The sequence below is a fragment of the Modicisalibacter sp. 'Wilcox' genome (assembly GCF_010993675.1).
Classification (GTDB): Bacteria; Pseudomonadota; Gammaproteobacteria; order Pseudomonadales; family Halomonadaceae; genus Modicisalibacter; species Modicisalibacter tunisiensis.
Map to the genome: position 1 here is coordinate 213,740 of NZ_WNXF01000002.1, position 22,823 is coordinate 236,562.

Consider the following 22,823-nt stretch of genomic DNA (forward strand, 5'->3'; position numbering starts at 1 on the left):
ACCGATATGAACACACTCGCCCATAAGGATGACTCGGGTTGACCGTTTCACGCTGGCAGTGTTAAAGAAGGTAACCTAAGAAACATTAGACAACACGCAACGTGCTTCAGAGCTAGGCATTGCGGAGGGAGGGTGTGGGCAAGATGACCGACGCACAAGGCGATACCACGCTCCAGACCAACCTATTGACCGACCCGCTGTTCAGCGTCGATGACGGCCGAAAGCTCTCGCTGCCCGAGCTTTTCGCCGGGCTGGCCGAAGGCAGGGTCACGTGTCTTGCACGCCTGCGCGCCCATCAACGCACGGCCTGGCACATGTTCAGCGTACAGCTGGCGGCACTGGCGCTCGACCGCGGCGGACGCCAGGAACTACCGGGAAGCGCTGCCGACTGGACCACACTGCTGCGCGGGCTTTCCCATGCCGATACCGGCATCGAGGGCGATGCCCCCTGGCAACTGGTGGCAGAAGACCGCAACGTGCCTGCTTTTCTTCAGCCACCCGACCCCGGCGGACTGAAGTGGTCGCCGGTGGCCACCCCGGATGCACTCGACCTTCTCATCACCTCGAAGAACCACGACCTCAAACGAGAGATCGCGCTATCCGCCGATGCCGAGGACTGGGTTTTCGCGCTGATCAGTCTGCAAACCATGGAAGGCTATGGTGGCAGCGCCAATTACGGCATTGCACGCATGAACGGCGGCTCCTCCAGCCGCGCCTTCATGGGTCTGATACCGGCCAAGGAAGACAATACACCGGATCCCGCTGCCTGGTGGCGACGGGATGTGTCGCTCTGCCTTGCCCATCGCGACGCCCCCGGGCCGATGACGCCCGGCAAGGCGGCGCTGCTCTGGTGTCACCCCTGGCCGGAGAACCAGTCACTCGCCGCCACCGAGCTGGATACATTGGCGATCGAGGTCTGCCGTCGTATCCGGCTCCTGCGGACCGCCAATGGCACACTGCGGGCAGAGCGTGCCGGTTCGCGAAGCGCGCGCGTCGATGCCAGCGCCTTCAGGGGCGTGCTCGGCGACCCCTGGGCGCCGGTCTCCGTCGACACCAAAGCGCCCAAGGCACTGACCATCAGCGAAGGTCGTTTCGACTATCGCCGCCTTGTCGATCTTCTGCTCTCAGGCAACTGGGTCTTGCCATTGGCCGCCCGTCTGCAGCCCAAGGAATCGGCGGATCGAATGCTGCTACTGACCGAAGCGCTCGCCAGAGGCAATTCAGCGACCTATGGCCTTCGCTCACGGCTCTTGCCGTTGCCCCAAAAAGCGGTTGCAAGAGGCTTGTTCGGCCAGCAAAGCCACAGTCTCAGTGCGGCAGCCGAGCGTCAGATGAGCGAAATCGCTACTGCCGACGCGGCACTGCGCGAGGCCGTGGCACTGTATGCCGCCGATGGCGACCCCGACGCGGTCGGCCGCGATGAACGTCGCCGAGCCAGCGCTGCCCGGCACCGCCTGGATGCCGCCGCCGATACCCTCTTCTTCGACTATCTCTGGGATCGTGCTGACCCGGAGACCGAGGACACCGCTTGCCAAGCATTTCGTGCCCAGCTGGTGGAAACATCACGCTGTGAGTTGGCCCGCGCCTTTGAAGCCATCCCCTGCGCCAGCGTGTGGAGCGCCCGCGCCCGCGTACGCGCCGAGCGCTGCCTGAACGGCAAACTGCGCCAGGGCGAACTCATCTAACCGGAGCGTCAGTATGGAGACACCCACCCAACAGCCAGCCGCGCTCGCGGAAGACGCCCCGCACAGCGTCGCGCTCGCTATTGCCGGCATGATGAAAACCTTTGGCAGCGGCGAAATGAGCGCACTGCGCCGCCTGGATTCCGCAGCCGTCGTGCCCGCTTACTGGCGCCTGGCCGCGCGTCACCCGGTGCTGGAGCAGCGCCGCGATAGCTGGTCGCCCATCGTTCAAGCGCTCGCCCTACTGACACCGAAAGGGCCGCCGGAAGAGCGCGGCGAACTTCACGACCCCGAGCGAAAGCTGGGCACGGCACTCTGCGACGGCGGTCAGGCGTCGTGGCCCACCGAAGGCGACGCGCGTCCGCTTCTCAGTGAGCCGCGGTTTGCTCGGCTGCTGGCCGCACGCGGCCAGCAGCGCCAGGTACTCCTGCTGCGCGCCGTGCGCATGCTCGCCGCCAGTCGCGAGCCCGGGCAGGGTGTCGATGTCGGCGATCTTGCCTGGCGCTTCGTGGATGCCGATCCGCAGCGCCTTGCGGCCCCCTATTACCAACGTCTTGACCGTGCCGAGCGCCTGTCAGGCAACACGCCCATCGAGAAGGGACCCGGCGATGAATAATCCGCGCTTTCTGCAGATCCACACCCTCACCACTTACCCGGCAGCACTGCTCAATCGCGATGACAGCGGCCTGGCCAAGCGCCTGCCTTACGGCGGGGTGATCCGCACCCGCATCAGCTCGCAGTGTCTGAAACGCCACTGGCGCATCGCCGAAGACCCTCATGCACTCAGCGCCATCGATGGTGCCAGTCTGGCGTTTCGCTCGCGGGAGCTGGTCAGCCGCAAAGTCTTCGGCGACCTGGAGGCCCCCGAGGCCGTTATCGACAAGCTCGAGCCCGAGTTCCAGAAAGCCGTCTATGGCGACAAGGGCACCGCGAAGAGTGCGCGCCAGACACTACTGCTGGGAGAGCGTGAGCTTGCCTGGCTTTCCGCCGAAGCCCGGCGGCTGGCACAGGAAGCCAACGGCGATGCCGCGCAAGCCGCTACGCTGGCCGCCGGCTGGAAGAAAGATTTCCAGAAAAACATCAAGGTGATGCGGGAAGCGACGAGCCTACCCGGCGGCCTGACCGGCGCGCTGTTCGGGCGCATGGTCACCTCCGACCCCGAAGCCAACATCACCGCACCGGTGCACGTAGCCCACGCCTTCACGGTCCATGGCGAAGAGAGCGAAAGCGACTACTTTACCGCCGTCGACGACCTGGCCGAGGACGCGCCCGGTGCCGACACCATTCAGGAGACCGAGCTGACCTCGGGTCTCTACTATGGCTATGTCGTCGTCGATCTGGACGGTTTGAAGCGCAATCTGGGACTGGCCGCCGACGACCTGGCAGGCCCGGTACTGCATAACCTGATCCATCTGATCGCCGAAGTTTCACCCGGTGCCAAGCTCGGCTCCACCGCCCCCTATAGCCGCGCCTCCTTCATGCTGGCCGAGGCCGGCGACCGCCAGCCACGCTCGTTGGCCGAGGCCTTCCAACGCCCGGTGGCGTCCGACCCTGCTAGCGCCAGCAGCGCTCTCGTCAAGCATCTGGCAGCCATCGACGCGGCTTACGCCACCGGCGAAGAACGTCGCTTCCTCTCGCTGCACGATACACCGGTCGACGGTGCCCAGCGTAGCACCCTGAAGGAGCTGGCCGAATGGGCCGGCACGCTGCCCGGGCGGTTGTCATGAGCCGGCGCTGGCTCAGGCTCGAACTCGCCGCACCGCTCATGGCCTTCGGCGCGGTGGCCGTGGACCAGGTCGGCCCCACCTGGCGCTGGCCCGGCCGTTCGATGCTCACCGGCCTGCTGGCCAACGCGCTGGGGCTGGACTGGTCCGAACGCGCCGCCCATCAGGCGCTCCAGGACCGTCTGATCTGCGCTGCCGCCCTGCTGCGCGACGGGGATATACTCACCGACACCCAGAATGCCCAGTTGAGCAAGAGCGACCAAGGGTGGACGACCCGAGGAGCGCCCGAAGGCCGAGGTGGTAACTCATACAGTGCGCCACATCGCAGACAGCGTGACTTCCTCGCGGATGCCGAACTGGTTGCGGTACTGACGCTCACGCCAGCCGCACAGGAACCGTCACTCGACACGCTTCGGGACGCCCTGCTGCGCCCGGCAAGGCCCCTCTTTCTCGGCCGCAAGGCCTGCCTGCCCTCAAGACCGCTGGTGACGGCAACCGAGCACGATTTCATCGAGGCGGCGACCGCCCACGCGGCACTCGAACAGGTGGCCGGTGGCAAAGCAGCGCGTGCCTTCTGGCCCGAGGGAGAAGGCCCAGTGGGCGTGCGCAGTCATGAAGTCGCCGATATGCGCCACTGGCGTACCGGCCTGCACGGTGGGTCGCGCACCGTTCACGAAGGGCGACTGAAACAGGGGGTCTCGTGACGCTGCAACTCATACGATTGCCGGTCGATCTTGCCGAGCTGGCACGCATTGCGGGAGAACGCGGCTGGACGGGCGGGCGGCGGCAACACTTCGACGAAGGGGCTGCGTTACACCACCTGCTCGGAGAAACCTTTGGTGCTGGCGTCCTGCAGCCCTTTCGCCTGCGGGTAGCCCCGCGGCAGCGCCAGGGCCGGCTTTACGCCTATACCCGGCATGACAGCGCAGAACTCGTGGAAACCGCCACCATCGCCGCCACGCCGGAAGTGATGACCGCCCTGTCGCTCCAGGCACTCGAAACCAAGACCATGCCGAATGCCTGGCGAGCCGGCCAACGTATCGGTTTCGACGTCCGCCTGCGCCCCACCGTCAGGCTCTCTTCCGCCATCGAGGCACCGTCCGATCGAACCGGCAACCGTCATCACGGCTTCCCCAAGGGAGCAGAAATCGATGCCTTCTTGGCAGAGGCCCTGAGACATCCACAGCGGGACACGATGATGCACCAGGGCCGTAGTCGCGAGGCGGTCTATCGGGTCTGGCTGGCCAAGCGTCTGGGAGACGCCGCTGACCTCGAAGAAGCACGACTGGTCAGTGCTCAGCGGGTCATGGCGGCACGTGGCGGCAAAGCACGGGAAGCCTGCGATATCGTCATGCACGGCACGCTCTCCATTACCGATACGCAACGCTTTGCCGATCTGCTCACCCGAGGGATCGGTCGTCACCGCGCCTACGGCTACGGCATGCTCCTGTTGAGCCCGCCAAAAGCCGCGACAGGAGACTGAACAGCGATGCTGGTCGGCCGCCTTGGACTCGACACTGCGCGTATCCCGCACGCCGACCGCCATGGGCTGGCCTGGCTGGACCGTGGCCGGCTGGAAGTCGAGGATGGCTGCCTACGCTTCGTGACCGCAGGCGGCACGCTGCCTGCCGGAGACTATCAGCTCCCCCATCAAACCATCTCCGCGGTGCTGCTCGGCCCTGGCTCATCGGTCTCCCACGACGCGCTGCGCTTGCTGGGGCGTCACGGCTGCGTGCTGTGTGCGGTTGGCGTCGAAGGGGTGCGCTTGTACACCATGCCCCCGCTGGGCCCGGACACCTCGGCACTCGCCCGCCGCCAGACCGAACTCTGGGCGGCCAAGGGCAAGCGGCTGGCAGTCGCCCGTCGCATGTACGCCCTGCGCTTCGACACCATCGTGCGAACGCGCGATATCGAGGTGCTGCGCGGCATGGAAGGCACGCGCATCAAGAAAGCCTATGCCCTGGCCGCCGAGCGCTACGGTATCGCCTGGCGCGGCAGGCGCTATGATCGCGCCAACCCCAACGCAACCGACCTACCCAATCAGGCGCTGAATCACGCGGCCGTCACCATGCAGGCAGCCGCCGCCATCGCCGTTGCTGTGACAGGCACGATCCCTCAATTGGGTTTCATCCACGAGGACTCCGGCCAGAGCTTCGTTCTCGACATCGCCGACCTACGGCGCCATGACCTGGTACTGGATATCGCCTTCGGTGCCGCCAAGGACGCCGAGCAGCGCCCGGACACCATTGATCGCCTGGTGCGCCGTCGTGCCGCCGAGATATTCCGCCGCCAGGCGGTCATTCCCTCGATGATCGACGCCATCAAGACGGTACTGACCGACAACGATGCCCCGGAAGACACTCAGGACTCACCCGTGAAGCAGACCTCCTGACATGCCACTTTGCGTCATCGTCACACGCGATGTCGAAGCCCGCTATCGCGGCTTTCTGGGGTCGGCAATGCTGGAACTCTCGCCTGGCGTCTATGCCAATCCGCGCATGACCAAAGGCGTCAGGGAACGGATCTGGAACGTGCTGAGCGACTGGCACCAACAACTGGGCCGGGGCTCCATCACCATGTGCTGGGCCGATGCCAATGCGCCAGGCGCCATGGGCCTGAAAACGCTTGGCGAACCCCCAAAAGATATTGTCGAACACGAAAGTATCCTGCTGGTTCGGCGCCACCTTTCCTCACCACCAGAGCAGGACTGAGGACTCCGGCTCTTTAACAACTCAGCAAAATCAAATACTTTTCCTATAGAGGCTTCCCCGCACCCGCGGGGATCGACCCTGCGCACCCACGCCGACTATTTCACGCTGGCCGGCTTCCCCGCACCCGCGGGGATCGACCCTCCAGGTTGCTGAGGTCGGCCATCTGCTGGGCGGCTTCCCCGCACCCGCGGGGATCGACCCGGATCCGGGTCGAGCGAATCCGGCAGGCGTACGGCTTCCCCGCACCCGCGGGGATCGACCCTTTGCGACGAGAACCTCCAACTGCGCGAGCAGGGCTTCCCCGCACCCGCGGGGATCGACCCAGGTTGGTCGTCCAGCCGGTGTGGTAGTCGTCGGCTTCCCCGCACCCGCGGGGATCGACCCAGCTGGGACCTCGCCGAGACGGACTGGACCGCGGCTTCCCCGCACCCGCGGGGATCGACCCGGGTCCGGTGCCGGCCTGGGCGCCCTGTACCTGGCTTCCCCGCACCCGCGGGGATCGACCCGTGTCTCCCAGCGTCAGATCGATGCTCGCCCCGGCTTCCCCGCACCCGCGGGGATCGACCCTCCATGTCCGGGTGGTTGTCGCTCCGCTGGATGGCTTCCCCGCACCCGCGGGGATCGACCCTCCGGTTGTTTCCTGTCAACACCTAGGTTGTAGGCTTCCCCGCACCCGCGGGGATCGACCCCACTCATGCGCAACTTCGTTGCGCGAGGCGTTGGCTTCCCCGCACCCGCGGGGATCGACCCTGATCGCGCTGATCTACCGCTACGCCGCCCAGGGCTTCCCCGCACCCGCGGGGATCGACCCTCTCCGCTCGGCAAGGTCCGGCTTGGCGTGGCGGCTTCCCCGCACCCGCGGGGATCGACCCTACGCGGGGAGCCGAAAGGGTGCCGCCCCTTCGGCTTCCCCGCACCCGCGGGGATCGACCCTTGTAGCTATTGGTGCCATCGCCCAGCGTGAAGGCTTCCCCGCACCCGCGGGGATCGACCCACCACGTCGTCGGGGTTCGCACCAACCCACTGGGCTTCCCCGCACCCGCGGGGATCGACCCTCGGAGACGTGCAGGTAGCGCAGCGTGCCACCGGCTTCCCCGCACCCGCGGGGATCGACCCCTGCGGCACGATGCGCCGGCCTTGTTTCGACGGGCTTCCCCGCACCCGCGGGGATCGACCCCACACCAGCGTCTCGCCGTCGGCCAGGGCGTCGGCTTCCCCGCACCCGCGGGGATCGACCCGGTGAAGTTGTAGGTAGTGCCATCCTCGACCAGGCTTCCCCGCACCCGCGGGGATCGACCCCTGGCTGTCGATATAGGTGACATTGCCGAAGGGGCTTCCCCGCACCCGCGGGGATCGACCGCGATCGCGCAGCCACTCGATGGTCGGCAGCACGGCTTCCCCGCACCCGCGGGGATCGACCCTGGCCATAGCCGCCACCCATCAAACCTGCTGTGGCTTCCCCGCACCCGCGGGGATCGACCCGAGGCGCCGACCCCGCAGGACCTCGAAGACGCGGCTTCCCCGCACCCGCGGGGATCGACCCAGGACAGATCGTGACGTAGGGGCGGCGGTCGAGGCTTCCCCGCACCCGCGGGGATCGACCCAGGTTGAGGTCCTTGAGCTTCTTGGGGAGTGCGGCTTCCCCGCACCCGCGGGGATCGACCGTTCAACGAGCAGCTGCGCAAGATGACCACCGAGGCTTCCCCGCACCCGCGGGGATCGACCCTCGCACAGACGCATGCTGTCGGCGACCAGGTCGGCTTCCCCGCACCCGCGGGGATCGACCCCCGCTCTTGATCTGGCCGCCGTCGATGAAGGCGGCTTCCCCGCACCCGCGGGGATCGACCCGCGTTGATCGTGTCGTGCTCGGAGTCGGCCCAGGCTTCCCCGCACCCGCGGGGATCGACCCACGAGAGCCACGCCGAAGCCCTGTGCGAGGCGGGCTTCCCCGCACCCGCGGGGATCGACCCTCGTCCGGATCAGGCTCGGGTATGCGGATCCGGGCTTCCCCGCACCCGCGGGGATCGACCCCGTCCAGCAGGTGGTCGCGGCTCGGGGTGCGGGGCTTCCCCGCACCCGCGGGGATCGACCCACTGGAGATATCGAGATCCGCGATGCCGAGCGGGCTTCCCCGCACCCGCGGGGATCGACCCTTCCCGCGCTGCACTTTTGCCCGCTGGTATTCGGCTTCCCCGCACCCGCGGGGATCGACCCCCCGAGCCGGAGGCTGCCGCCATCCTCGCCGAGGCTTCCCCGCACCCGCGGGGATCGACCCTCCGGCGGGTAGCCGTTCTCGCCGCCGACTGGGGCTTCCCCGCACCCGCGGGGATCGACCCTCGGCCTCCTCCATCGACGCCGAACTCATGTCGGCTTCCCCGCACCCGCGGGGATCGACCGCGTCTGGTCGAGATCGACCAGATGGACGTCATGGCTTCCCCGCACCCGCGGGGATCGACCCAGGCTGCCACCCGCGATGCGCGTGATCGCCTTGGCTTCCCCGCACCCGCGGGGATCGACCCCAAACCGCAAGGACACCGCGTTCGAGTATTACGGCTTCCCCGCACCCGCGGGGATCGACCCTCGTGGCGGCGCTGGGATACGGCTGGCTGGCGGGCTTCCCCGCACCCGCGGGGATCGACCCATGCCTGGAGTCACGAAGCCGTGCGCGAAGCCGGCTTCCCCGCACCCGCGGGGATCGACCCCAGCATGTCGCCCCAGTAGGTGCCGCCGCCGGGGCTTCCCCGCACCCGCGGGGATCGACCCCAGCAGAAGGAAATAGCCATGCTGTCACACCTGGCTTCCCCGCACCCGCGGGGATCGACCCCTTGTCCGAACGCGTGCCGATGACACCGGCGAGGCTTCCCCGCACCCGCGGGGATCGACCCTCGGCGATGGTGGATGCGCGGAATGTTGGCTCGGCTTCCCCGCACCCGCGGGGATCGACCCTGGACAGGGACGCTGTCCCAATCGACTGCTGCGGCTTCCCCGCACCCGCGGGGATCGACCCAGGACGCCGACACGATCCTTTTCCTCTACCGGGGCTTCCCCGCACCCGCGGGGATCGACCCGAGTTGTCGGTAGGCGCGCAGGTTGAAGACCTGGCTTCCCCGCACCCGCGGGGATCGACCCCAGCGGGACACCAGCCGGTCCCACAGCATGTCGGCTTCCCCGCACCCGCGGGGATCGACCCGAGGGCGTCCTCGCAAGACGGAGAGTGAGTGAGGCTTCCCCGCACCCGCGGGGATCGACCCCACTCGAAGGTGGGCAGGTCCACCCGGCCCGAGGCTTCCCCGCACCCGCGGGGATCGACCCTTGTTGATGGTGTCCAGCAGCGCCCCGCCGACGGCTTCCCCGCACCCGCGGGGATCGACCCGGCATCGACAATTCCGTGGTACTGCTGGGCGGGGCTTCCCCGCACCCGCGGGGATCGACCCGCGGTCGGCGAGCCGTCGTCGATCTGAATCTGGGCTTCCCCGCACCCGCGGGGATCGACCCGAAGAATTGGCCGCCAAGCGTGACCAACTGCGGCTTCCCCGCACCCGCGGGGATCGACCCCGAATGTCGGTAAACAAGGCCCCTTAGTAATGGGCTTCCCCGCACCCGCGGGGATCGACCCTCCAGCATCAGGGCGGCGACCGCCGCCACGGGGGCTTCCCCGCACCCGCGGGGATCGACCCTTCATACTGGCGTCCCCTCTCGGAGGATGTCGGGCTTCCCCGCACCCGCGGGGATCGACCCGATTTCCCGGCGGTGAATACGCGGGTCGATGCGGCTTCCCCGCACCCGCGGGGATCGACCCACGTTGGATATGCCCCCCGAGCAGCGGCAGTAGGCTTCCCCGCACCCGCGGGGATCGACCCTCCATGCCGAGTACGATTTCCCGGCGGTGAATGGCTTCCCCGCACCCGCGGGGATCGACCCTGGAAACGGGAGCGCATGGAATCAGTCCAGAAGGCTTCCCCGCACCCGCGGGGATCGACCCTACTGGAAAGAGAAGCAGGAAGGCATGAGGGTGGCTTCCCCGCACCCGCGGGGATCGACCCTTGGCGATGTTGGTGAGGTGGAACTTCAGCGCGGCTTCCCCGCACCCGCGGGGATCGACCCTACGCCGAGCAGACCCCGGCGGCGCTGCCGATGGCTTCCCCGCACCCGCGGGGATCGACCCTCATTCAGGTTCTTCTCGCTGATCGCCTGATCGGCTTCCCCGCACCCGCGGGGATCGACCCCTGTCTCATTCACCCGCTGTATCGCTCCGCGCGGCTTCCCCGCACCCGCGGGGATCGACCCCCCGCCCTCCATGCGGCCCTTGCGACCCTTGAGGCTTCCCCGCACCCGCGGGGATCGACCCTCAACCGGGAGATGGCCGTCGCCAGCCAGCGCGGCTTCCCCGCACCCGCGGGGATCGACCCAGCGTGGCCGGGCTGCGTGACCTCGTCGAATCGGCTTCCCCGCACCCGCGGGGATCGACCCAAATAGCCCGCTAGTTGCTTCGGTCTGGATGAGGCTTCCCCGCACCCGCGGGGATCGACCCCCAGGAGTAGTTATGGCTAAGTATCAGATTGGGGCTTCCCCGCACCCGCGGGGATCGACCCGCCATGTCATCTATCCGCTGCTCGATGCGCTCGGCTTCCCCGCACCCGCGGGGATCGACCCTAAAACGACTCTCAAGGCTGTGGGCTGGACGCGGCTTCCCCGCACCCGCGGGGATCGACCCTCGTCGTCCTCGCAATCTTCCAGCAGCGCCTCGGCTTCCCCGCACCCGCGGGGATCGACCCCGATCAGCCCCGACCGTCTCCTCGTCGTAGATGGCTTCCCCGCACCCGCGGGGATCGACCCGCCCAGCGCATCCTGGCTGTATCCCTGCTGTCGGCTTCCCCGCACCCGCGGGGATCGACCCGCATCAGGGACCGGGCCATCGGTGTCGACGAGGGCTTCCCCGCACCCGCGGGGATCGACCCAGGTAGGCAGCCAAGCGCTCGTCTTGCTCGGCGGCTTCCCCGCACCCGCGGGGATCGACCCGAGCAAGTCAGTAGCCCCAACACCGCACTGACGGCTTCCCCGCACCCGCGGGGATCGACCCTCGGACCGACTCCAGGAGCTGGCCAAGCAGACGGCTTCCCCGCACCCGCGGGGATCGACCCTCGCCCATGGCGAGCATCGGTGACACGCTGGCGGCTTCCCCGCACCCGCGGGGATCGACCCCTGATCCGCCTGGGCACCATCGCCGAGGTCGAGGCTTCCCCGCACCCGCGGGGATCGACCCGAGCGGGCCCTGCGTGACCGGCAGCCGGCATTGGCTTCCCCGCACCCGCGGGGATCGACCCGGTGACGGTGGCGCTACCAAACCGGGTGCGGAGGCTTCCCCGCACCCGCGGGGATCGACCCGGTGACGGTGGCACTACCAAACCGGGTGCGGAGGCTTCCCCGCACCCGCGGGGATCGACCCACGAGGTCCACTTGCCCGTCGATCAGCGATAGGGCTTCCCCGCACCCGCGGGGATCGACCCGAGCTGGCGGCAGCGCTCGGCAACAACCCCGAGGCTTCCCCGCACCCGCGGGGATCGACCCTGCTCGATTAGCGACAGCTCCTTCTCGCCCTGGGCTTCCCCGCACCCGCGGGGATCGACCCTCACACCCAACCAGACCAAGGCCGGGAGCCTCGGCTTCCCCGCACCCGCGGGGATCGACCCGGAGAGATCGTACTGGATGGTATCGCCCGCCGGGCTTCCCCGCACCCGCGGGGATCGACCCGGCCGAGGTGACGTATACCGCGAGTGGCACGAGGCTTCCCCGCACCCGCGGGGATCGACCCAGCGCGTAGCGGGCCTCGACCAGCTCGTTGAGGGCTTCCCCGCACCCGCGGGGATCGACCCCAGGGCATCATGCACTACGACCTGGGCCTGCGGGCTTCCCCGCACCCGCGGGGATCGACCCGGTGTAGGTGCGCGTGCCGGCCTGCAGCACCCGGCTTCCCCGCACCCGCGGGGATCGACCCGAGCGCGAGGCGGCGATCATCGACTTCAGCGAGGCTTCCCCGCACCCGCGGGGATCGACCCGCTGCATCGCTGGCAAATTCCCACGTCGATGCGGCTTCCCCGCACCCGCGGGGATCGACCCGCGGCTCGCAATAGCCGGGAGGCTCTACTGATGGCTTCCCCGCACCCGCGGGGATCGACCCTGGCAGCGCGATGGCTGGGACAAGACCTGGGAGGCTTCCCCGCACCCGCGGGGATCGACCCCAGGACGACCGCCGCGCCGCCGGCAGCATCTAGGCTTCCCCGCACCCGCGGGGATCGACCCATGGCTTTGCGCATCTCTGCCGTTGGAATCGGGGCTTCCCCGCACCCGCGGGGATCGACCTTGCCAGTTCCATATCCTCTCCCTACTTTGCGAGGCTTCCCCGCACCCGCGGGGATCGACCCTGCTGGCCGTTGACGTTCTTGCTGACGTACTTGGCTTCCCCGCACCCGCGGGGATCGACCCCAGACCATTGGCAGCCGTATCCGGCAGAAGCGGGCTTCCCCGCACCCGCGGGGATCGACCTTTCCCCTCCAGTCTGTCCCGTTCTCCAGCGCCGGCTTCCCCGCACCCGCGGGGATCGACCCCCGCCACCGGAGGTGCCCGTCATGGATCTCGCGACTTCCCCGCACCCGCGGGGATCGACCCGGTGTCTTGGCCTGCTTGCGCGCCTCGCGAAGGGCTTCCCCGCACCCGCGGGGATCGACCCGTCTCTAGCGCGTCGCCCTTGCGGTATAGCGCGGCTTCCCCGCACCCGCGGGGATCGACCCATCGGTAGCGCTGGGTGTTGATGGCATATCTTGGCTTCCCCGCACCCGCGGGGATCGACCCCTCAAGCGCGCCCGCCCCCGCCAGGCCGACCGGCTTCCCCGCACCCGCGGGGATCGACATATCACCAGGAGCTACTGCGGTTTCGCTAAGCCGCCTCTACCAATCAGCCCTCCTGCATGATGGGACGGCGCAGCAGCCCTAGCGCCGCCGCCGAGAGCAGCGCCACCAGCACCGAAAAGCCCACGCCGGTGGGCGCCAGGCCGACCAGGCGCGACACCAGGCCGATGCCCACCACGGGGATCGACAGCGCCACGTAGGCGACGACGAAGAAGGTCGAGGTCACCGCGCCGCGCCGGTCGGCCGGGCTGGCCGTGGCGACCGCGCCGAGCCCGGCGCGAAAGCCGACGCCCTGGCCGAAACCGGCGATCAGTGCCCCGGCCAGAAACGTCGCCAGCGAGGCCCGGGCGATGCCGGTGCCGACCAGCAGGGCGCCGAGCACCACCACCGCGCAGCCCAGCGGCAGGCGACGCGCCTGCGGCAGGCGCTCCTGCAGCCACTGCCCCAGCGTCGAGGCGAAGAACACCACCCCGGCGACCAGCCCGATCAGCGCCAGGTTGTCCTGGCCCAGCACGCCTTTCATGAAGGCCGGCGCCGTGGCGGTGAAGAAGCCCAGCACCGCAAAGCCGGCGAAGCCCGCCGTCGCCGCCGGCAGGAACAAGCCGCGCACTGCCGGCGGCACGCTCGGCCGCTGCCAGCTCAGGTCGGGATGCGCCGCGCGGGTCACGGTCTCGGGAGCGCGCAGCACCGCCAGCGCGCCCAGCAGCAGCAGCCCCAGGTGCGCACCGTAGGGCAGCAGCAGCGGCCCCGGCGCATATTCGCCGAGCAGCCCGGCACACACCGGCCCCAGCCCCAGGCCGCCCATGTTCACGGCGGTGGCGAGGAGGGTCGCCTGGCGCTTGCGCGCCTCGGGCGCCAGCTCGATCACCGCCACCGTGGCCGTGCCGGTGAAGATGCCCGCCGAGACGCCGGACACCACTCGGGCGACGATCAGCCACGCCAGGCCGTCGCCGGTCAGGAACAGAAGGTCGCTCGCCGCCGAGGCCACCAGCCCCGCCAGCAGCAGCGGGCGGCGGCCGAGCTGATCGGACCAGCGCCCGGTGAGCAGCAGGGCGCCGATCACGCCCACCGCGTAGGCGGCGAAGATCACCGTGATGGTCAGCTGCGAGAAGCCGAACGCCTCGCGGTAGAGCGGATACAGCGGCGTCGGCAGGGTGGTGCCGAGCATGGTCGCCAGGAAGGCGAAGGCGACGCCCGCGAAGGCGAATCGCGAGCTCGAAGGCGTGTCGGTCATGGGCGGTCTCCTGTAAAACGCCCGTCCCAGTGTAGAGGCGGGCGCGCAATGTGCGATAATGCCGGATTCCCCTTTCGAAACGATGCAACCGGACCCGTCAACATGTCCCACGGCACGCTATACATCGTCTCCGCCCCCTCGGGCGCCGGCAAGACCAGCCTGGTCCGCGGCCTGATCGAGCGCCTCGACGGCATCCAGGTGTCGGTGTCGCACACCACTCGCGCGATGCGCCCCGGCGAGACCGACGGGGTCAACTACCACTTCGTCGATGGCGAGACCTTCGAGCGCATGGTCGAGTGCGGCGACTTCTTCGAACACGCCCGGGTCTTCGACAATTGCTACGGCACCTCGCGCCCGGCGGTTCAGGCACTGCTCGCCGCCGGCACCGACGTGATCCTCGAGATCGACTGGCAGGGCGCCCGCCAGGTCCGCGAACAGATGCCGGACGCGGTCTCGGTGTTCATCCTGCCGCCCTCGCGCGAGGCGCTCGCCGAACGGCTCGCCGGCCGCGGCACCGACGGCCCCGAGGTGATCGCCCGGCGCATGCGCGACGCCGTCAGCGAGATGTCGCACTTCGACGAGTACCAACACGTGATCATCAACGACAACTTCGACGAGGCCCTGGCTCAGCTCTGCGGTCTGGTGCTCGGCGAACGCACCCGGCTGGCGCGGGTCCGCGAACGCCACGGCGCGCTGCTGGAGGCGCTCTTGTCACGCATCGAAGGGGTCGAGTAGACTCGAATGTCCTACCGCGCGATCATCGATCGCGCCCGCGAATCCGCTCTCACAGGCAATTTCAGGAAGACCGTCCATGGCGCGAGTTACCGTAGAAGACTGTCTCGACCACGTCGAGAATCGTTTCAAGCTGGTGATGATCTCCTCCCAGCGTGCCCGTCAGCTGGCTCGCGGCACCCGCGACGCCCAGCTGGCCTGGGAAAACGACAAGCCCACCGTGATGGCGCTGCGCGAGATTGCCGCCGGCAAGATCGACGAGAACGTGCTCGACGAGCCGATCGAGGCGCCGGTGCGCGTCCGGCCCGAGCCGAGTCCCGAACCGGAGGCCTGAGGCCCGTTCGTCCGCTGCCATCGATCGCCCGCTCCCGGTCCGTTCGCGCGGGCCGTCGGGAGCCGGGCCGGAGCCCGATTCCACGAGGTTACTGACCATAGGCGCGCTGCATGTTCACCATTGACGACCTGGCTGACCGCCTCGGCGGCTACCTCCCGCAGGACGAGATCCGGCAGGTCAAGCGTGCCTTCTACTATGCCGAGCAGGCCCACGACGGCCAGCGGCGGCGCTCCGGCGAACCCTACGTCACCCACCCGCTGGCGGTCTCCAACATCCTCGCCAACATGCACATGGACTACCAGAGCCTGATGGCCGCCATGCTGCACGACGTGATCGAGGATACCGGCGTGACCAAGGAGGCCCTGGCCGCGCAGTTCGGCGAGGCGGTCGCCGAACTGGTCGACGGCGTCTCCAAGCTGACCCAGATCACCTTCGAGGACAAGGCGGTCGCCCAGGCCGAGAACTTCCAGAAGATGGTCATGGCGATGTCCCAGGACATCCGCGTGATCATCGTCAAGCTCGCCGACCGGCTGCACAACATGCGCACCCTGGGCGCGCTGCGTCCCGACAAGAAGCGCCGCATCGCCCGCGAGACGCTGGAGATCTACGCCCGCATCGCCGGCCGGCTGGGCATCAACACCATCCGCGTCGAGCTCGAGGACCTGTCCTTCCAGGCGATCTACCCGATGCGCGCCGAGCGCATCAAGCGCGCCGTCGCCAAGGCCCGCGGCAATCGCCGGACGATGATGCGCCAGGTGCAGAGCAGCCTGCAGCACGGCCTCGACGACGAGGGCCTGCCGGGCACGGTGATCGGTCGCCAGAAGCACCTGCTGTCGATCTATCGCAAGATGCGCGACCAGCGCAAGTCGTTCGCCGAGATCATGGACGTGTTCGGCTTTCGCATCATCACCGAGGACGTCGACACCTGCTATCGCATCCTCGGCGCGGTGCACAACCTCTACAAGCCGGTGCCCGGGCGCTTCAAGGACTACATCGCCATTCCCAAGGCCAACGGCTACCAGAGCCTGCACACCACGCTGTTCGGCGCCAACGGCATGCCCATCGAGGTGCAGATCCGCACCCGCGAGATGGAGGCGATGGCCAACAACGGCATCGCCGCCCACTGGCTCTACAAGGCCGGCCAGACCGAGCGGCCGATCGCCGCCGGCAGCCATGCCCGGGCCCGGGAATGGGTGCGCGGCCTGCTCGAGATGCAGCGCCACGCCGGCAATTCGCTGGAGTTCATCGAGCACGTCAAGAACGACCTCTTCCCCGACGACATCTACGTGTTCACCCCCAAGGGCGACATCATGGAGATGCCGCAGGGGGCCACGGCGGTGGACTTCGCCTACATGGTCCACACCGACATCGGCAACAGCTGCATCGCCTGCCGCATCGACCGCCACCTGGCACCGCTGTCCACGCGCCTGGAAAGCGGCCAGACGCTGGAGATCATCACCGCTCCCGGCGCCCGGCCCAATCTCGCCTGGCTGTCGTTCGTGATGACCGCCAAGGCCCGTTCGGCGATCCGCCACGCGCTCAAGAACCAGCAGCGCACCGAGTCGATCCAGCTCGGCCGGCGGCTGCTCAACAAGGCGCTGGCCGATTTCGAGACCAGCCTCGAGGAACTGCCCGACTCCCGCCTGCCGCGGGTCCTGGAAGCGCTGGACGTGCGCACCGCCGACGACCTGCTGGAATCGATCGGCCTGGGCAACCGCATGGCCTATGCCGTCGCCCGCCACCTGGTGGAGAGCGGCGAGTCGCCGGCGACCGCGCAGCCCGCCGTGCCGGGCTCGCAGGAGGCGCCGGTGGTGATCAGCGGCACCGAGGGCATGGTGCTGAACTTCGCGCGCTGCTGTCATCCGCTGCCCGGGGATGCGATCATCGGTCATCTGTCGGTGGGCAAGGGCATCGTCGTGCACCGCGTCGACTGTCGCAATCTGGAAGACATCAAGCGCGACGATCCGGATAAACTGTTCGCCCTGAAGTGGGCCGACGAGGTCAGCGGCGACTTCCCGGTCACCCTGCGCATCGAGATGGAAACCCGGCGCGGCCTGGTGGCCGAGCTGGCCAGCGTGGTCACCGATGCCGATGCCAACATCGAGCGCATCGGCATCGAGGAACGCGACGCCCGGCTGTCGATCATCAACCTGACGCTGGCCGTGCGGGATCGCGTGCATCTGGCCCGCATCATCAAGCGGATTCGCAACCAGCCGCACGTCGGCCGGATCAACCGAATCCGCAATTGAATACGCAGCGCCCGTCGCGCCGCCTCACCGCGGCGCGGCGGGCGTCGTGTTTTTTCACGACGCTGGCCTCGGGCCACGCACAACGACAAGCAAGGAGATCCGTCATGAGCAACAAGGCCGTTATCCAGACCGACAAGGCACCCGCCGCCATCGGCCCCTACTCCCAGGCCATCAAGGCCGGCAACACCGTCTACATGTCCGGCCAGATTCCCCTGGACCCGGAGAGCATGGCGATCGTCTCCGAGGACTTCCGCGCCCAGACCCGTCAGGTCTTCACCAACCTGGCCGCGGTCTGCGAGGAAGCCGCCGGCTCGCTGCAGGACATCGTCAAGCTCAACCTCTACCTGGTCGACCTGGACAACTTCGCCGTGGTCAACGAGGTGATGGAAGAGTTCTTCAAGCCGCCCTATCCGGCGCGCGCCGCGGTGGGCGTGAAGGCGCTGCCGAAGGGCAGCCAGGTAGAAGCCGAAGCAGTGATGGTCATCGGCGACTAAAAGCTCCTTTCAAACCGGTAGAGGAATGGGCTTTCCCGGCGGCAAGGCTCCGCGAGGGCGCTGTAAACCCCTCCCTGGGCGCTACCTTTGCCATCCATGGCAAAGGACCCTCGCTTCGCCTTGTCCCCCGGCGCCCATCATTCGAGAGTCTGGAATCGAGCTAACGAGCTGTAGATTCCGGCAAGAAGTGGCTGCACTCGATCATGCGGCGTCGAAGCGGCGCCGGTCGCGCCAACCGGATTGAAGATGGAGAAAGCGCATGCGCCTGTTCTTTGCGCTATGGCCGGAGCCAACGCTGCGTGAACAACTGGCGGCGCTGCGCCGGGAGGCACGGCGCCGCTGCGGCGGGCACGCCACGCCGCCGGAGCAGCTGCACCTGACGCTGGCGTTTCTCGGCGAGGCGACCTCGGCGCAGGCCGACGCCCTGGCGGCGTCGACCCGGGCGCTGGCCCTCGCGCCGGGCACCTGGACGCTGTCGCGGATCGGGCATTTTCCCCGCGCCGGGGTGGTCTGGGCGGGCGGCGACGCGGGGGCCGAGGCGCTCGCGGCGCTGCATGAACGCCTGGCCGCGCTGGCCGCAGGTGCCGGGCTGAGCGTACGCTCGCCCGGCCCCTTCACGCCGCATGTCACCCTGCTGCGTCGTGCCGGCACCCCGCCCGCGGACTGGCGGCCGACACCGCTGGACTGGCACTACCGGGACGCGGCGCTGGTTGCCTCGACGTCCCGCCACGGCACTCACGAGTACGTCACGCTGGCCCGCACCCGGCATTGAGCGAATGCGGGAGGCGAGCGCGCGGTTCAGGCCTTCTCGGGCGCGGCCGGGTCGGCCTCGGCGAGCACCTGGGCGTAGCCCTCGCGGAAGGTCGGGAAGCGGAAGCGGTAGCCGGTCTCGCAGAGGCGGGTATTGTCGCAGCGCTTGCTGGAACGCCGCCGCAGCGGCGACTGCATGGTCTCGGTGGACTCGATCTTCAGCCGCCTGGCCAGCCAGGCGGTGACGTCGTGCAGCGGCACCGGCTCGCAGTCGCTGGCCAGGTAGAGCGTCTCCAGCGGCTGGTCGGTCAGGGCACGCTCGATCAGGTGGGCGAGCACGCCGGCGCAGTCGTCGCGATGGATGCGGTTGGTGTACATCGACGGCACGGACGGCGCCACCCGCCCTTCGCGCACCTGACGGATCAGCCGGTCGCGGCCGGGGCCGTAGATGCCCGAGAAGCGCACCACGGTACCGGGCAGACGGCTGTCGAGCAGGGCACGCTCGGCGGCCAGCATCAGCTGGCCGGAGAAACCGCGCGGCTCGGTGGGCGAGGTCTCGTCGACCGTCTCGCCGTCCTGCTGGGCGTAGACACCGGTCGAGGAGACGAAGAACACGTGCCGTGGCGGCCGGTCACGCCCCTCGAGCTCGCCGAGCACCGCCTTCAGACCATCGGGATAGGCCGCCTGGTAGGCGCTCTCCTCGAAGCGGTCGGCACTCGCCGCGTAGACCACGATGTCGGCTTCGGGCATGGCCGACAGCGCCTCGGCATCGGTCACGTCCAGCGCCAGCGGCTCGATGCCGGTGCCCTCCAGCGCCGAGGGGTTGCGCCGCACACCGACCACACGCTGCCCGGCCGCGGCCAGCAGCCGCCCCAGCGCGGTACCGACATCCCCACAACCGAGAATGAGACTGGTATTCTTCACCTTTACCTGGCTCCTTGGTAAAACGACATCAACCATCCGTTGCAACAGGACGAGCCCCCGCGGGCCCAGCCATGACTCTAACAGAACTCCGCTATATCGTAACCTTGGCGCAGGAGCGGCATTTCGGCCGCGCCGCCGAGCGTTGCTTCGTCTCGCAGCCCACCCTCTCCGTGGCCGTGAAGAAGCTCGAGGAGGAGCTCGGAGTGGCGCTGTTCGAGCGCTCCAAGTCGACGGTTCAGGTGACCCCGCTGGGCGAGAAGGTGGTCGAGCAGGCCCAGCGCGTGCTCGAGCAGGCCAGCGTGATCCGCGAGCTGGCCAACGAGGGCAAGGACCAGCTCAGCAGCCCGCTGCGCATCGGCGCGATCTACACCATCGGCCCCTACCTCTTCCCCTACCTGATTCCCGAGCTGACGCGCAGCTCGCCGAAGATGCCGCTGTACATCGAGGAGGGCTTCACCGCCGACCTGCGCCGCAAGCTGCGCAGCGGCGAGCTCGACGCGATCATCGTCGCGCTGCCCTTCACCGAGACCGACGTGGTCACCCGGCCGCTCTACGAGGAGCCCTTCGAAGTGCTGATGCCCAGCGACCATCCGTGGACGCGGAAGGCCTGCATCGACAAGGACGACCTGGTCAACGAGCGGCTGCTGCTGCTCGGCGAGGGGCACTGCTTCCGCGACCAGATCCTCGAGGCCTGCCCGGCGATCGGCGCCCAGCTCAACAGCCCCTCCAACACCCTGACCGCCGAGGGCGGCTCGCTGGAGACCATCCGCCACATGGTCGCCTCGCGGCTGGGGGTGACGGTGCTGCCGAGCTCGGCGATCGGCACCAGCCACTACGAGTCCGGGCTGCTCGAGAGCCGGCCCTTCGCCCCCGAGGCGCCCAGCCGCACCGTGGCCATCGCCTGGCGGGCCAGCTTCCCGCGGCCCCGGGCGATCGATGCGGTGATCGAGGCCATCGAGCGCTGCCGCTGGCGTCAGGGCGACCCCGAGCCGGCATGACCCGACTCGATGCCTCCGTCACCGAGCTGACCGGCGTCGGCGAGGCGCTGGCCGGCAAGCTGGCCCGGCTGGGCATCCGGCAGGTCGCCGACCTGCTGCTGCACCTGCCGCTGCGCTACCAGGACCGCACCCGCATCACGCCGATCGGCACCCTGCGCGCCGGCATGGAGGTCGTCGTCGAGGGCGAGGTGGCCGCCGCCGAGGTGGTCAAGGGCCGCCGGCGCAGCCTGCTGGTGCGCCTCAAGGACGGCTCGGGCATCCTCAGCCTGCGCTTCTTCCACTTCTCGCCGGCCCAGCAGCAGCAGTTCCACCCCGGGGTGGTGGTGCGCGGCTTCGGCGAGGCCCGCGCCGGCGCCACCGGACTGGAGCTCTACCATCCCGAGTACCGCCTGGTGACGCCGGGCGAGACCCCGGTCGAGGACCACCTGACGCCGATCTACCCGGCCACCGAGGGGCTGACCCAGCCGCGGCTGCGCGGCCTGATCGCCCAGGCGCTCGCGGCGCTCGACGCCGACCCGGCGGCCCTGCCCGACGCCATCCCCGGGCCGCTGCGCGAGCGCTTCCGGCTGCCCGAGCTGCACGCCTGCCTGCACTACCTGCACGAGCCGCCCCCGGATGCCGATCTCGAGCGCCTCGCCGCGGGCACGCATCCCACCCAGCGGCGCCTGGCGCTGGAGGAGCTGCTCGCCCACCAGCTGAGCCTGCGCCAGGTGCGCCTGCGCATCCAGGCCGACGGCGCCCCCGCGCTGCCCTCCGGGCGCAGCCTGCAGGCGCGCTTCGTCGCCCAGCTGCCGTTCTCGCTGACCGGCGCCCAGCGCCGGGTGCTCGACGAGATCGCCCGCGACCTGGAAACCGAACGCCCCATGCTGCGGCTGGTCCAGGGCGATGTCGGCTCGGGCAAGACGGTGGTCGCGGCGCTGGCCGCGCTGGCCGCCATCGCCGGCGACTGCCAGGTGGCGGTGATGGCACCCACCGAGCTCCTCGCCGAGCAGCACTTTCGCAACTTCCGCGACTGGTTCGCCCCGCTGGGCGTCGACGTGGCCTGGCTGGCCGGCAAGCTCAAGGGCAAGGCCCGGCTCGACACCAAGGCGGCGATCGCCGACGGCCGCGCCCGGGTGGTGGTGGGCACCCACGCGCTGTTCCAGGACGACGTGCACTTCCAGCGCCTGGGGCTGGCGATCGTCGACGAGCAGCACCGCTTCGGCGTCCACCAGCGCCTGGCGCTGCGCCAGAAGGGCGAGGCCGGCGGCCTGACACCGCACCAGCTGATCATGACCGCCACGCCGATCCCGCGCACCCTGGCGATGAGCGCCTATGCCGACCTCGACCTGTCGGTGATCGACGAGCTGCCGCCCGGGCGCACCCCGGTGCAGACCGTGGCGGTCGCCGACGAACGCCGCCCCGAGGTGGTCGCGCGCATTCGCCACGCCTGCGCCGAGGGGCGTCAGGCCTACTGGGTGTGCACGCTGATCGAGGAGTCCGAGGCACTGCAGTGCCAGGCCGCCGAGGCGACCCGCGACGCCCTGACCGAGGCCCTGCCGGAACTCGCCGTGGGGCTGGTCCACGGGCGCATGAAGGCCGCCGAGAAGGCCGCGGTGATGGCGGCCTTCAAGGCCGGCGAGCTCGACCTGCTGGTCGCCACCACGGTGATCGAGGTGGGCGTCGACGTGCCCAACGCCAGCCTGATGATCATCGAGAACCCCGAACGGCTGGGCCTGTCGCAGCTTCATCAGCTGCGTGGACGGGTCGGCCGCGGCAGTACCGAGAGCTTCTGCGTGCTGCTCTACCACCCGCCGCTGTCGGCCCACTCCCGCGAGCGCCTGGCGGTGATGCGCGAGACCGGCGACGGCTTCCGCATCGCCGAGAAGGACCTGGAGCTGCGCGGCCCCGGCGAGGTGCTGGGCACCCGCCAGACCGGCCTGGCGCAGATGAAGATCGCCGACCTGGAACGCGACCGCGACCTGCTCGAACGCGTCGACCCGCTGGCCCGGGCGCTGCTCGTCGAGGCGCCCGACGCCGCCGAGACGCTGATCCGCCGCTGGCTGGGCGAGGAAGCCGGACGCTACGGGCAGGTGTGAGCCGCGC

Annotated in this window: 16 protein-coding genes and 1 CRISPR repeat array; of the genes, 14 read left to right on the plus strand and 2 right to left on the minus strand. The window is 69.2% G+C overall.

Going from position 1 to position 22,823, the window contains the following annotated elements; all coding sequences use genetic code 11:
• Positions 1-143: 143 nt before the first annotated feature.
• Genes G7A98_RS02940 through cas2e form a run of 7 tightly spaced genes read left to right on the plus strand, consistent with a single transcriptional unit; the run spans position 144 to position 6,117 of the window.
• On the plus strand, positions 144-1,685 hold the full coding sequence (locus G7A98_RS02940; protein ID WP_163647992.1) for a CRISPR-associated protein Cse1: 1,542 nt from the start codon (positions 144-146) through the stop codon (positions 1,683-1,685).
• Positions 1,686-1,698: 13 nt separating this feature from the next.
• Complete coding sequence (locus G7A98_RS02945; protein WP_163647993.1) at positions 1,699-2,298, plus strand: type I-E CRISPR-associated protein Cse2/CasB; 600 nt, start codon at positions 1,699-1,701, stop codon at positions 2,296-2,298.
• Complete coding sequence (gene cas7e, locus G7A98_RS02950; protein ID WP_163647994.1) at positions 2,291-3,409, plus strand: type I-E CRISPR-associated protein Cas7/Cse4/CasC; 1,119 nt, start codon at positions 2,291-2,293, stop codon at positions 3,407-3,409. The genes G7A98_RS02945 and cas7e overlap by 8 nt, the downstream gene beginning before the upstream one ends.
• Positions 3,406-4,110 (plus strand): type I-E CRISPR-associated protein Cas5/CasD, encoded by a 705-nt coding sequence (gene cas5e / locus G7A98_RS02955; protein WP_163647995.1) that lies wholly within the window; start codon positions 3,406-3,408, stop codon positions 4,108-4,110. The genes cas7e and cas5e overlap by 4 nt, the downstream gene beginning before the upstream one ends.
• Entirely contained in the window at positions 4,107-4,889 is a 783-nt protein-coding gene (locus G7A98_RS02960; RefSeq protein ID WP_163647996.1) for a type I-E CRISPR-associated protein Cas6/Cse3/CasE, read from the plus strand. The genes cas5e and G7A98_RS02960 overlap by 4 nt, the downstream gene beginning before the upstream one ends.
• A gap of 6 nt (positions 4,890-4,895) precedes the next feature.
• Positions 4,896-5,798, plus strand: a complete 903-nt coding sequence (gene cas1e, locus G7A98_RS02965; RefSeq protein WP_163647997.1) for a type I-E CRISPR-associated endonuclease Cas1e — start codon at positions 4,896-4,898, stop codon at positions 5,796-5,798.
• Between the two features lies 1 nt (position 5,799).
• Complete coding sequence (gene cas2e, locus G7A98_RS02970; protein WP_163647998.1) at positions 5,800-6,117, plus strand: type I-E CRISPR-associated endoribonuclease Cas2e; 318 nt, start codon at positions 5,800-5,802, stop codon at positions 6,115-6,117.
• A 50-nt stretch (positions 6,118-6,167) separates the two neighbouring features.
• Positions 6,168-13,026: direct repeats of the CRISPR family, unit length 29 nt; unit sequence GGCTTCCCCGCACCCGCGGGGATCGACCC.
• Between the two features lie 43 nt (positions 13,027-13,069).
• Here the strand turns inward: cas2e and G7A98_RS02975 are convergent.
• Entirely contained in the window at positions 13,070-14,257 is a 1,188-nt protein-coding gene (locus G7A98_RS02975; RefSeq protein WP_163647999.1) for an MFS transporter, read from the minus strand.
• A 102-nt stretch (positions 14,258-14,359) separates the two neighbouring features.
• On the opposite strand from G7A98_RS02975, the gene gmk reads away from it, so the two are divergent.
• From gmk to thpR, 5 genes are all read left to right on the plus strand, one after another.
• Positions 14,360-14,992 carry a guanylate kinase gene (gmk, locus tag G7A98_RS02980; RefSeq protein WP_163648000.1) on the plus strand — a complete coding sequence of 211 codons (633 nt, stop codon included), beginning with the start codon at positions 14,360-14,362 and terminating at the stop codon, positions 14,990-14,992.
• Positions 14,993-15,068: 76 nt separating this feature from the next.
• Positions 15,069-15,323 carry a DNA-directed RNA polymerase subunit omega gene (rpoZ, locus tag G7A98_RS02985; protein WP_163648001.1) on the plus strand — a complete coding sequence of 85 codons (255 nt, stop codon included), beginning with the start codon at positions 15,069-15,071 and terminating at the stop codon, positions 15,321-15,323.
• 110 nt (positions 15,324-15,433) lie between these two features.
• Positions 15,434-17,572 (plus strand): bifunctional GTP diphosphokinase/guanosine-3',5'-bis pyrophosphate 3'-pyrophosphohydrolase, encoded by a 2,139-nt coding sequence (gene spoT / locus G7A98_RS02990; RefSeq protein WP_163648002.1) that lies wholly within the window; start codon positions 15,434-15,436, stop codon positions 17,570-17,572.
• Positions 17,573-17,676: 104 nt separating this feature from the next.
• Positions 17,677-18,066, plus strand: a complete 390-nt coding sequence (locus G7A98_RS02995; RefSeq protein ID WP_163648003.1) for a RidA family protein — start codon at positions 17,677-17,679, stop codon at positions 18,064-18,066.
• Positions 18,067-18,325: 259 nt separating this feature from the next.
• Positions 18,326-18,838, plus strand: coding sequence for an RNA 2',3'-cyclic phosphodiesterase (gene thpR / locus G7A98_RS03000; RefSeq protein ID WP_163648004.1), 513 nt, complete (start codon positions 18,326-18,328; stop codon positions 18,836-18,838).
• A gap of 26 nt (positions 18,839-18,864) precedes the next feature.
• Here the strand turns inward: thpR and G7A98_RS03005 are convergent, their stop codons facing one another.
• Positions 18,865-19,740 carry an SDR family oxidoreductase gene (locus G7A98_RS03005; RefSeq protein ID WP_163648005.1) on the minus strand — a complete coding sequence of 292 codons (876 nt, stop codon included), beginning with the start codon at positions 19,738-19,740 and terminating at the stop codon, positions 18,865-18,867.
• 71 nt (positions 19,741-19,811) lie between these two features.
• On the opposite strand from G7A98_RS03005, the gene G7A98_RS03010 reads away from it, so the two are divergent.
• Both G7A98_RS03010 and recG read left to right on the plus strand, forming a co-directional pair.
• Positions 19,812-20,738 (plus strand): hydrogen peroxide-inducible genes activator, encoded by a 927-nt coding sequence (locus G7A98_RS03010; RefSeq protein WP_163648006.1) that lies wholly within the window; start codon positions 19,812-19,814, stop codon positions 20,736-20,738.
• Positions 20,735-22,816 (plus strand): ATP-dependent DNA helicase RecG, encoded by a 2,082-nt coding sequence (recG, locus tag G7A98_RS03015; protein ID WP_163648007.1) that lies wholly within the window; start codon positions 20,735-20,737, stop codon positions 22,814-22,816. The genes G7A98_RS03010 and recG overlap by 4 nt, the downstream gene beginning before the upstream one ends.
• Positions 22,817-22,823 lie beyond the last annotated feature (7 nt).